Below are 10,150 nucleotides of genomic sequence, written 5' to 3'. Positions count from 1 at the left end.
CCGACGAGACGGCCATCCGGGCCCTGCGCGCCTACGGCCTGAATTTGGGCCTGGCCTTCCAGCTGGCCGACGACGCCCTGGACTACGGCGGCCAGTCCGAGGCCCTGGGCAAGAACACCGGCGACGACTTCCGCGAGGGCAAGGTCACCCTGCCGCTGCTGCTCGCCATGGCCCGCACCCAGGGCCGCGACGACGGCTTCTGGGAGCGCACCATCAACCAGGGCGACCGGCGCGAGGACGATTTCCGCCGCGCCCGCGAGCTGGTGGTCGGGGCCGGCGCCCTCGGCGCCACCCTGGACCTGGCCTGGGACTACGCCGACCTGGCCCGTGAGGCGCTGGAGGTCCTGCCGGAAAGCGACTGGCGCACCGCGCTGGAGCGCCTCGCCGATTTCGCGGTCAGCCGGGTCGCCTGAGAACCTTTCTCAGCGCGGCCGGGACTATTTCACCGCCCGACGGCTGTGCTAAACGCCTCGCAACCGGTGACGCGAGTCTTCGTTGAAAGGCTTGCGCCGCCGTCGCCGTCGTCATACGGCAAGGATTGAGACAACAGCCGCCCCGGCGGCATCAGAAGGCAGAGACACAATGTCCGACACCCTGGAACGCGTCCGCAAGATCGTCATCGACCACCTGGACGCCGATCCGGACAAGGTCACCGAAAAGGCCAGCTTCATCGACGACCTGGGCGCCGATTCGCTCGACAACGTCGAACTGGTCATGGCCTTCGAGGAAGAGTTCGACATCGAGATCCCGGACGACGCCGCCGAGCACATCCAGACGGTCGGCGACGCCGTGAAGTTCATCGACGAGAAGCTGGCGGGCTAAGCCCCGCCGGATTTCCGGACGACATCGGAGCCGCCGCGGCGCGAGAAGCGCCGCGGCGGCTTTTTTGCGTGCGGGGCCAGGCGGTCGACGCGGGTCTCGCCGGCGGGGTCTCGCTTCGTGAATATCGAACTCAGCCTCCGCCGCCCGCCAGCAGGCCTCCGAGGTTGTGAAGCGCGTGAATGACCGCGATCAACGCCAGGGATCCGGTCCGAAGCCACAAGGCGCCCAATAGAAACCCGAGACTCAACTGCCAGATCATGCCCGGGAAGTACGAGGCGGACGCTTCCCTGAGGAGGTCCCAGTCCATCGCCAGCACGGGTTGCGCCAGGACGAGCGGGGCGTGGCACACTGCAAAGAAGGTGGTCGATAGAACCAGGGCCTGGGTGCGCGATTTCGTCGCCTGAACAAGCGCCGTCAGCAAGAGGACCCGGAAAACCACCTCCTCCGCCGTGGCGGCCGCGAAGAGCATGGCGATACGGGCCATGAGGCCGCCCGACCATGCCGTCACGCGCTCGCCGCCTCCCGAGTTGGCCGTGAGCAGGCAGACCGCCGCCGCCAGGGCGAGGGCGATCGTCGCGACGATTGCAAAGTCGAGCTTTGGAGGCGAGGAGCGTCGTTCTGGCCAGGCCACGAAGCCGCTCGCGAGCGAAGCCGCCGGAACGCCCACCCAGATCACGAGGGCCAAGACTCTCGACGAGACGTCATTCATCTGCCCCGCGACCTGGAAAGCGGCTCCGATCGCCAGCTGAAGTCCCAGCGCGGCGATGATCATCAGCGTCACCCGGGCGACCTGGTTCGGTTCCGCCGCCGATCCCCAATATGAAACCGGCCGACGGACGCCGAGCCGAAGCGTCGCGAGCACAAGGCCCAGAACGACGACAGCGGCCCATGGGATACTTGAAAAACCAAACGGCGCGGCGGTGAGCCAGGTAAAAAAGGCGAAGAGGCCGAGACCGCAAAGCCGGGACAGCAGGCGATAATGGGGCTGGCTCAAGCGATCTCCTCGCCGCGGCTACAGGCCACCCGCCTCGGACGCGGCCAGACTTGAACAGTCACAAGCCGTTCAGCCCCCCGACCACAACGGGGCCGAAGTTGCATATCGCATGCACGACGACGATCAGGATGATCGACCCCGTGCGGAGCCAGAGAGCGCCGAACAGGAAGCCGAACCCGATTGTCCAGATCAGTTCGGGCAGGAACGATTGGGCGTAGAGGGACAACTGCGCCCAGTCCTGCTCCACGACAGGGCCAGCCAAAGCGGGTGGGACGTGGAACAGCGCGAAAAATACGGATGACAGGATCAACGCCTGCAGTCTTGAACCGCTGGCCCGCACCAGCGCGGTCAGCAGCAGCACGCGGAAGACCACCTCCTCCATCGCGGCGCCGAGAAGCATGTCAGCCGCCCCGATTCCCAAGTGGCCCCAGGATGGCGTGACGCGGGGGCCGTCGTACTGAACCGCCCCCAGGTAGCACATCGCCATGGCGACAAGGAGCGCCATGGCGGCGACCGGCAGGAACTCCCCGGTTGGGGGACGCGCTCGGCGACGAGGCCATCTGACGACCCCAAAGCCGACGAAGGCGAGAGGGATGCATGTCCAGACGAGGAGATAGACCGCTTCCGACGACACGGAATTCATCTGCCCGATCATTCGCAGAACCGCGCCGAAACCCAACTGAACGGCGAGGGCCGCAAGGATCATCGCGGTGACGCGAGGGGGCTGGGATGGCTTGTCGGCCGCTTCCCAATAGTCGACGGGGGGCTTCGGAGCCCCGAGTTTAAGGGTGGCTACGAGCAGACCCAGCATCACGCCGGCGGCGATCGGGGCGCTTAGGAAGCCAAAGGGAACAACCGTGATCCAGGCGTAGTATGCGACCACGCCCAGCAGGCAGAGCCATGACAGCGCGCGGTAGTGGAAGCTTGACGTCATTCCGTAGGGCTCGCCGCTGAAGATGTGGGTCGAACGTCGCGAGGAATGCTCGACCCACATCACTAGACTAGCTTAGCTGATTTCGACCTCGATAGAGGTCTCCCGCCGCACGACGTTGTTCCCGTCGCGGATCGTTTCCTTGCCCTTGAACTTGAAGTCCGGAAGGGCTCTGTCGGTGCTGCCGAAAGCAGACTCGCCGTGGACCTAGCCCCCGGCAGCCAACAGCATGCCGAGGTTGTAGAGCGCATGAACGATCGCGATCAGCATCAGGGAGCCGGCCCGAAGCCACAAGGCGCCCAATAGAAACCCGAGACTCAACTGCCACATCATCCCAGGGAAGTACGAGGCCCAGGCTTCCCGGAGCAGGTCCCAGTCCATCGTCAACACAGGTTGAGCCAACACGAGCGGAGCGTGGCTCAACACAAAGACCATCGTGGAGAGGATCAAGGCTTGCGTGCGCGATTTCGTCGCCTGAACAAGCGCCGTCAGCAAGAGGACCCGGAAAACCACCTCCTCCGCCGTGGCGGCCGCGAAGAGCATGGCGATACGGGCCATGAGGCCGCCCGACCATGCCGTCACGCGCTCGCCGTCTCCCGAGATGAACGTCAGGAGACAGAGGGCCCCCGCCAGGATCAGGGACACGGCGGCGACGATCGCAAAATCCCGCTTCCCGGGCGATGCGCGTCTTGCTGGCCATGCGACGAAGCCGCTCCTAAGCGCCACCGCCGGTACGCCTATCCAGATCGCGATCGACAGAACCTTGGACGAGATGTCATTCATCTGGCCCGCAAACTGAAGAACCGCACCGGTCGCCAGCTGAAGTGCCAACGCGACCACGATCATCAGCGTCACCCGCGCGACCTGGTTCGATTCCGCCGCCGACTCCCAATATGAAACCGGTTTCGGACGCCGAGCCGAAGCGTCGCGAACACAAGGCCGAGAACCACGACAGCGGCCCATGGGACCGCCGCGAACCCGAACGGGGCGATAGTGATCCAGGTAAGGAAGCCGAGGATACCGAGACCACAAAGCCAGGACAGCAGGCGGTAGCAGAATCTGGCCAACGCGATCTCCCGGAAGCAGCTATGGGCCGAGCGCGGCGTTCCACGACTCGACCCATATCATTCTTCAGTTGAGCCTATTCCTCGCGTGCCGCGCGAGCACCGATCACGGTCTCGCTTTTCATGGCGCCGTTCGGATAGTAGGTCCTGTGCGAAATCCACCCGTCGAACCGATTGGGCAGCGACGACGTGAACGAATTCCAGGCGCGGCCAATCGCCTGAGCCGTGGCTTGGAGGCGCGACGTAACTGAGTTGGGGGCCGGATCGGAACGGCCGGTCGCGCGGCCGCCGCTTTGCATGCTGACATAGACGTAGCTGGCGACCGCCTCGAACTCGGCCTCGGTGAGCTTGCCCGTCGAGGCCGCCCTCATGTTCGCAGCATCGACCACGCCGGACTTGGACCCGGCGTGGCTCGAACGGACGCCCAGGGTGGCGGCCAACACCACGGCGTCTTGTTCATTCGCCTTCAGGGACGCGATGACGTCGTCAAGATCGATCTCGACCTCGACGACCTCGCCGATCTCCAGATAGTCGTTGCCGTTCGGAATCTCGGCCTCGACGGCATATGCGATGTTGCTGTCCGTGTAGACTGTGGTGTTGAGAGGCACATATCCCCCCGACGGCTGGCAGGGCTCGCCGCCTCCCTCCGGCGACACTTCGATCTGTTGTTCGCCGCCGCCGTTCCCGCCGTCGATCGGGCACTGTTGCGTGCTTGCTTCAGCCGTCTGGGCGGCCAGAGCGAAAATCATGGCGGCGCCGACGCCCGCCAACCCTGCACGAAGCTTCATTTCATTCCTCCTGATGCGACCTATGATCGTGGTGTGCCGAGCCTCGGCACCCCATAGCTGTGGCGGTGATTCGCGAGGCGAACAAGACAGAGTTGTGAGGCACAATCTTGAAGGGCAATCTCTCCCTGCGAGAACGGCGATTCGTCTCGCAGGCTTGTTGAGTCCGGCAGCGTTCGATGAAAGCGAAGGTCCGCGGTCCCGGCTGTTGCGGGGCGTTTCCGGGATTGAACGTCTTGCGGCGGCGCGGGCGGTCCGTCCCCCACCATGAACTTCGCCCTTGGGAGCGTGCGCCGTGGCCGGCTTGGCTCTCGTTCTGACGCTGACGGCCCTGTCGGGCCAGCAGTCGCCCGCCGCGGCGCCGCAGGCCGCCGAATTCTCCCCTCTGCAAGAACCTCTCGTGCTGGAGGATGTCGAGGTCGTGGGCCGCCGCGGCGCCGCCCTGGTCGGTCCCGAGATCGAGCTGGACGGCGCGCAGATCGACGCCCTGGGCGCCGACGACATCGGCGACGTTCTCCGGCGGCTGACCGAAGACTACGCCCTGGGCGAGGCGCCCGTGATCATCGTCAACGGCCGCCGCATGGCCGATCCGGGGGTCTTCTCCGGCTTCCCGCCCGACGCTCTGGTGCGCGTCGAGCTGCTGCCGCCCGAGGCCGGGGGACTGTATGGCGCCGACGTCCCGTCGCGACGGGTGGTCAACATCGTCCTGCAGCGCCGCTTCGACAGCCGGGAAGGGCGCGCCAGCGTGCGTCGCCCGACGCCGGCGGTCTGTCCAACGTCAACCTCGATCTTCGCCAGTCGTCGATCATCGACACCCGCACGCGCCAGATCGGGCTTCAGGCGGACGTCGACACGGCCCTGCGGGCCGGGGAACGGGATCAGGATAGGGGCCACGGACCCGGCGGCGAGGCCGTCACTCTGCGGCCCGCCTCCGAAAGCGTCGCGGTCAACCTGGCCGAGACCGCCTCGTTCGGCGACTGGGCCGCCAGCCTGAGAGGCAACGCCCGGACTTGGGAGAGCCGTTCGATCTCGTTGAGGGAAGGCGAGGCGGTGGAGAGCCGGCGCCGATCGCGGGGCCTGACGATGACGGGCGGGCTGAACGGCGATCTGGCGGGCTGGTCGACCCGGGTCCTCGTCAACGGCGGCCTGTCCAGGGGAGATCAGTCGGGCCGGTCTCCGTCCCAGTCCCGCCAGCAGTCGATCTCGGCCACCCTGGGGCTCACCCGTCCCTTGTTCGACCTTCCAGCCGGCGCCTTCACCGTCAATCTGTCCGGACGGGCCTCGCGGTCCCGTTCGGTCACGGAAAGCGTCGGACGGAGCCGGACCTTCTCGGGGCGCGCCGAGGGGCTGAGCGGCGGCGTGTCGATTCCCTTGGCGCGCCGGTCCGCGGACGAGGGCGCCAGCAGCCCGCTGGGCGGTTTGACGCTGAGCCTGGGCGCCGACGTGAATCAGGCCGATTCCGGCCGTGGGGAGGGACTTAACGCGGCCCTGTCCTGGACGCCTCTTTCCGGGCTCAGGTTCACCGGAAGCTGGTCGAACGCCACCCAGGGCCTGGCCGACGAACAGAGGTTCGAGCCGGAATATTTCGGCGACCCGATCACGGTCTTCGATTTCCAGGCCGGCGAGGCGGTCGAGGTGCTGCCGATCCTCGGCGGCAATCCCGATCTGCGGCCGCCCAGTTCCGACCGCATCGCCCTGTCGGTCGCGCTGGGGCCCTTCACCGCCTGGAAGCTGCAGGGCGGCGTCGGCCTGCAGAGAGCCGAGGCCGTCGACGGGATCGGCGTCCTGCCCGATCCGACCTCCGAGGTGGAGGCCGCCTTTCCCGAGCGTTTCCAGCGGGACCCCGCCGGCCGGCTTGTCAGCATCGACAGGCGGCCTCTCAATCTCGCCTCCGCGCTGACCGAGACCCTGTCGTCCAACCTGGGATTCAGCCTTCCTCTCGCCGGCGAGGACGCCCTGCGCGTCGCGCTCATCCACACCTGGCAGCTCCGGAACACGACCACGATCCGCCGGGACCTCCCGCAGATGGACCGGTTGGCCGGCGACGGCGGAGGCCTGCCTCGCCAGACCTTCGGGCTCACGCTGGACGGAAGCCGGGGCCGATGGCGCGTCAACGCCGCCGCGCGCTGGCGGGACGGCTACCGCGTTCGACGCGACACCGGACGAGACGGCCCCGACGATCTGCGAATGGAGCCGTTGGGCGTGATCGATCTTCGGATCGGCTATCGGTTCGAGCGTGATCTCCCGACGCGGGGAGGCGGCGCGCGGCGCGGCGTCGGCCTGGAGCTGGCGCTGGAAATCGCCAACCTCTTCGATGCGCGGCCCGGCGCGACCCTGGGCGACGGGCGGGCCGCTCCGGGCTATGGACGGGACGATCAGGACCCGGTCGGACGGACGGCCCTCGTCACCCTCAAGAGGCGGTTCTAGAGGCGGGCCTGCTGGCCGTCGGTCAACGGCGCATCGCCGCCGTCGCATCGGCCCGCCATTGCACCGCCAGCGCGCGCTCTTCCGGCGTCAGTTTCCGGGCTTCCGTCGCCTTGAAGTCCGGGATGGCGATCTGGGAGTAGATCTTGGGAAGGCGCTGGACGACGATCGACGCGTTCGGCGCGTAAAGCGTCGTCGCGGTGTCGCTGAAGATGTCCACGCAGTCCATCAGCTGCCAGGTCATGTAGGTGACGGTTTCGGTGCCGAAATTGTTCAGCTCGATGCTCTCGAACCGGGTCGTCTGCTCGGTGATCGTATAGCTGTGCATCGTCGAGCTCGACGTGCTCAGGCTGGCCGAAACGCTGGCGGAAACCGGCCCCCAGCCCGCGCTCGTCGAGGTGCTCACCGAGGTCGACACCGTCTCCTGGTCCGACGTCGTGTCGGTCATTCCGGTGACTGTGGTCAGAGTGATGGTCCGCTTGTCGCCGGGCGGAAGGCTGTAGGAGTCGTCCGTCGAATGCCAGTACTGGTACCGGATCAGGTAGCCGGAAACGCTCTCGCCGCACCCGACGACGACCCTGGGCGAATCCTGCGGGATCAACATCCCCGCGGGCAGGGGGAACGCCGACGTTCCGGGCAGGGGGCCGATGTCGCCCGGCTGGAGCAGGATGTCGGGCCCGAAGGTGTAGTCGACGGTGTTGGCCTTGTTCGGATCCGGATCCGGCGTGTCGCTCGCGTAGTCCGTCTCCATCAGGAAGGCGAAGGCGCCGGTGACGTGCTCCTTCCAGATGACGAAGGTCTGGTCCGGATACTGCGCCGAAGAAGGTGGTGCTGGGCGCGACCACGAATCCCGAGTCCTGCAGCACGCCCTCCTTCGAGACGATCCAGGCGTGGATCGGCATGCCCAGCTGGTTGGTGACGTTCCACCGTCGCAGCGTCTTCAGATCGGAATTGGCCGAGACCAGAACGCCCGTCAGGGCCTTGAGCGTATTGCTGTCCACGTTTCCCCCCAGAAAGCGGACCGACCATTCCCGCTTTCTGGGCTTACGTCCAGTTGTTTGATGTTGACAGAAGCTCCCGCCCCAGGTGCACACTGCCGATCGGAGCGGGGGCCCCTTCAATGACGAGCACGCGATCCTTCGACGATCTTCTGCGGATCGCCTCGCTGGGCGGAGGTCTGGACATCGACGCCGGCCCCTTCACGACGGATCAGCTCCTGCTGCTGGCCGCCACCTTCCGCGCGGGCGACGCCAAGCTGATCCTTCGGAACGTGGGCGCCGTCTCGACCGACGACCTCGCGTCCATCGCGGCCGCCGCGATGGCCGACGTCATCTTCGTCGATCCCTAGGCCCGGCTTCCTCAGTCACGCGCAAGGGGGCGGCCGTTGTTCGTCTACACCTGGAACATGCAGGGCGCCCGATCGCAGGGCGAGAACCGCTGGTCTTCCGATGTCCAGTCGTTCTTCAACGGCGGGGGAACCAGCGGCCCGGACACCATCGCGCTGCTCCAGGAGTGCGGAGCGCCTCCGGCGAGCCTCCGGCCGGTGGCCGCGGCGCCCTGGGCCCCCCGGCGCTGCGCCCCCCGGTCGGGCGAAATTGGTCCTACGGCACGCTCGGCACGGCCCGAAAGAGGCTCTACGTGCTGCACGTCGAATGGGACGACGCCGGAGGACGCTGCAACCTCGCGATCGTCTCGGCTGCGCCGCCGACCGCCATGGTCTACCTGGACAATCCGCTGGTCGCGGGAAAGCGTCCGCTGATCGGGATCAGGGTGGGACGCGCCGTTTTCTGCACGATCCACGCCTTTTCCGGCAGCGGCAACGACGGGCCGCGGTTCGTCGCGCGGATGCCGGCGATCGCCCGTTTCGTGGGCGTGCGGAGCTGGTTCATCGCCGGCGATTTCAACCGCGACCCTTGGGTCTACCAGCGCGTCGCCCGCCGCCGGGCTTCGGGAACGGTCTGGGCGAGCGGATCGGCGACCTACCCGAGCAGTCGCAGGGAGCTCGACTACGGCATCAGGTCCGGCAGGCTGCCCCCGCGGCGGGGCGCCGTCCAGGCGCTCGGCTCGCCGCTCTCGGATCACATCCCGGTCCGTTTCCAACTCGGCCGCTAGAGCCGGCCGCCGGCTTCCCCGGCGCCCGTGATCGGCTCAGGCCAGGCCGTCCAGGGTCGGCGCCTCGGCGGCGCTGTCCGGAACACCCGCTGGTCCAGCGCCGCGCGGTCCACGCCCAGGTGGTCGCGCAACACGCCCTTGAACACCGAACGCACGTCCAGCGTCGGCGCCAGATCGCGATCCTCGAACAGGCGGCCGGCCGCCAGCGTCGGCCAGTCGCCGATCGGCCCGCCCGCCTTCATCGCCCCGCCGGCCAGCAGAAGGGAGGAGGCGGTCCCGTGATCCGTGCCCTGGGTGCCGTTGGCCCGCACCGTGCGGCCGAACTCGGTGGCGACCACAAGGACGGTCCGGTCCCACTCCGCGTCGAGGCCCGTCTTCAGCCCGCCGATCAGGGCGTCCAGCCCGCTCAGCCGCGTCTGAAGTTGGGCGTTCTGACGGGCGTGGGTGTCCCAGCCGTCCACCGACAGCGCCACCACGTCCGCGCCCTGTTCGCCGGTCATCAGCCTGGCCACGGCCTGGCCCAGCCCGGCGACGTCGTTGCGGCGCGGCGGCGCGGCGGCGTCGCCCATGGTCATCGCCAAGGCCTGCGTCTCCAGGCCCCGCGCCAGATTATGGCCCAGCATCGGGTCGTCGACGTAGAGGTCCTGCAACAGCGAGGCGATGCGGTCCTCGCCCCTGACCTGCCCGCCAGGCGCCCAACTGGAGGTCTCGGCCGCGCCGCGCAGGATCAGCGGAGTCTGAGCCCCGATCGACAGCCCCTTCAGCCCGCCCGCGCCGCCGGCCGCGGCCAGCGCCCGGTTCAGCCATCCGTCCGACTGGGCGCGCAGGCCCTCGCCGCCGTTCTCCAGCACGTCCTGGGCGTCGAAATGCGAGCGCACCCGCACCGGGATGGCGACCGCCGGGGCGAACCGCATCCGCCCGGCGCCGTGCAGCGCGTGCAGCGTCGTCAGCGCCGGGTGCAGGCCGAAGCCTTCGCCCAGCGCCAGCGCGCCGTTCGTCTCTCCGGGCTCCGGGACCG

12 protein-coding genes are annotated in these 10,150 nt (G+C 67.8%); 6 read left to right on the top strand and 6 right to left on the bottom strand.

Features of this window, described 5'->3' with window-relative positions:
- Together AC2W7C_RS08300 and AC2W7C_RS08295 are read left to right on the top strand one after the other, a co-directional pair.
- The coding region (locus tag AC2W7C_RS08300; protein ID WP_486001012.1) for a polyprenyl synthetase family protein at positions 1 to 413 on the top strand (413 nt) is incomplete at its 5' end.
- Between the two features lie 169 nt (positions 414 to 582).
- Positions 583 to 822, top strand: coding sequence for an acyl carrier protein (locus AC2W7C_RS08295; RefSeq protein ID WP_092312098.1), 240 nt, complete (start codon positions 583 to 585; stop codon positions 820 to 822).
- Between the two features lie 130 nt (positions 823 to 952).
- On the opposite strand, the gene AC2W7C_RS08290 is transcribed toward AC2W7C_RS08295, so the two are convergent.
- From AC2W7C_RS08290 to AC2W7C_RS08275, 4 genes are all read right to left on the bottom strand, one after another.
- Positions 953 to 1,816 (bottom strand): CPBP family intramembrane glutamic endopeptidase, encoded by an 864-nt coding sequence (locus tag AC2W7C_RS08290; protein ID WP_486001011.1) that lies wholly within the window; start codon positions 1,814 to 1,816, stop codon positions 953 to 955.
- Positions 1,817 to 1,874: 58 nt separating this feature from the next.
- Positions 1,875 to 2,810: a CPBP family intramembrane glutamic endopeptidase gene (locus AC2W7C_RS08285; RefSeq protein ID WP_486001010.1), complete on the bottom strand. Its 936-nt coding sequence runs from the start codon at positions 2,808 to 2,810 to the stop codon at positions 1,875 to 1,877.
- A 144-nt stretch (positions 2,811 to 2,954) separates the two neighbouring features.
- Positions 2,955 to 3,593, bottom strand: coding sequence for a CPBP family glutamic-type intramembrane protease (locus AC2W7C_RS08280; RefSeq protein ID WP_486001013.1), 639 nt, complete (start codon positions 3,591 to 3,593; stop codon positions 2,955 to 2,957).
- Between the two features lie 295 nt (positions 3,594 to 3,888).
- Positions 3,889 to 4,599, bottom strand: a complete 711-nt coding sequence (locus AC2W7C_RS08275) for a hypothetical protein (protein ID WP_486001009.1) — start codon at positions 4,597 to 4,599, stop codon at positions 3,889 to 3,891.
- A gap of 292 nt (positions 4,600 to 4,891) precedes the next feature.
- On the opposite strand from AC2W7C_RS08275, the gene AC2W7C_RS08270 reads away from it, so the two are divergent.
- On the top strand, positions 4,892 to 5,590 hold the full coding sequence (locus AC2W7C_RS08270; RefSeq protein ID WP_486001008.1) for a TonB-dependent receptor: 699 nt from the start codon (positions 4,892 to 4,894) through the stop codon (positions 5,588 to 5,590).
- Positions 5,591 to 5,628: 38 nt separating this feature from the next.
- Positions 5,629 to 7,023 (top strand): hypothetical protein, encoded by a 1,395-nt coding sequence (locus AC2W7C_RS08265; protein WP_486001007.1) that lies wholly within the window; start codon positions 5,629 to 5,631, stop codon positions 7,021 to 7,023.
- A 22-nt stretch (positions 7,024 to 7,045) separates the two neighbouring features.
- On the opposite strand, the gene AC2W7C_RS08260 is transcribed toward AC2W7C_RS08265, so the two are convergent.
- On the bottom strand, positions 7,046 to 7,771 hold the full coding sequence (locus AC2W7C_RS08260; RefSeq protein WP_486001006.1) for a hypothetical protein: 726 nt from the start codon (positions 7,769 to 7,771) through the stop codon (positions 7,046 to 7,048).
- A 369-nt stretch (positions 7,772 to 8,140) separates the two neighbouring features.
- On the opposite strand from AC2W7C_RS08260, the gene AC2W7C_RS08255 reads away from it, so the two are divergent.
- Both AC2W7C_RS08255 and AC2W7C_RS08250 read left to right on the top strand, forming a co-directional pair.
- A complete protein-coding gene (locus AC2W7C_RS08255; RefSeq protein ID WP_486001005.1) occupies positions 8,141 to 8,368 on the top strand; it encodes a hypothetical protein in 228 nt (75 codons plus the stop codon).
- 365 nt (positions 8,369 to 8,733) lie between these two features.
- The gene (locus AC2W7C_RS08250; RefSeq protein ID WP_486001004.1) at positions 8,734 to 9,132 is read left to right on the top strand and encodes an exonuclease/endonuclease/phosphatase family protein; all 399 of its coding nucleotides are present in this window, start codon (positions 8,734 to 8,736) and stop codon (positions 9,130 to 9,132) included.
- On the opposite strand, the gene AC2W7C_RS08245 is transcribed toward AC2W7C_RS08250, so the two are convergent.
- Positions 9,129 to 10,150 (bottom strand): DUF1501 domain-containing protein (locus AC2W7C_RS08245; RefSeq protein ID WP_486001003.1); only part of this gene is annotated, 1,022 nt, incomplete at its 5' end. The genes AC2W7C_RS08250 and AC2W7C_RS08245 overlap by 4 nt on opposite strands.

The organism is Brevundimonas sp. CURTG3B2_SDJG (genome assembly GCF_057364705.1).
This window is presented reverse-complemented; position numbering and strand designations above follow the sequence as displayed.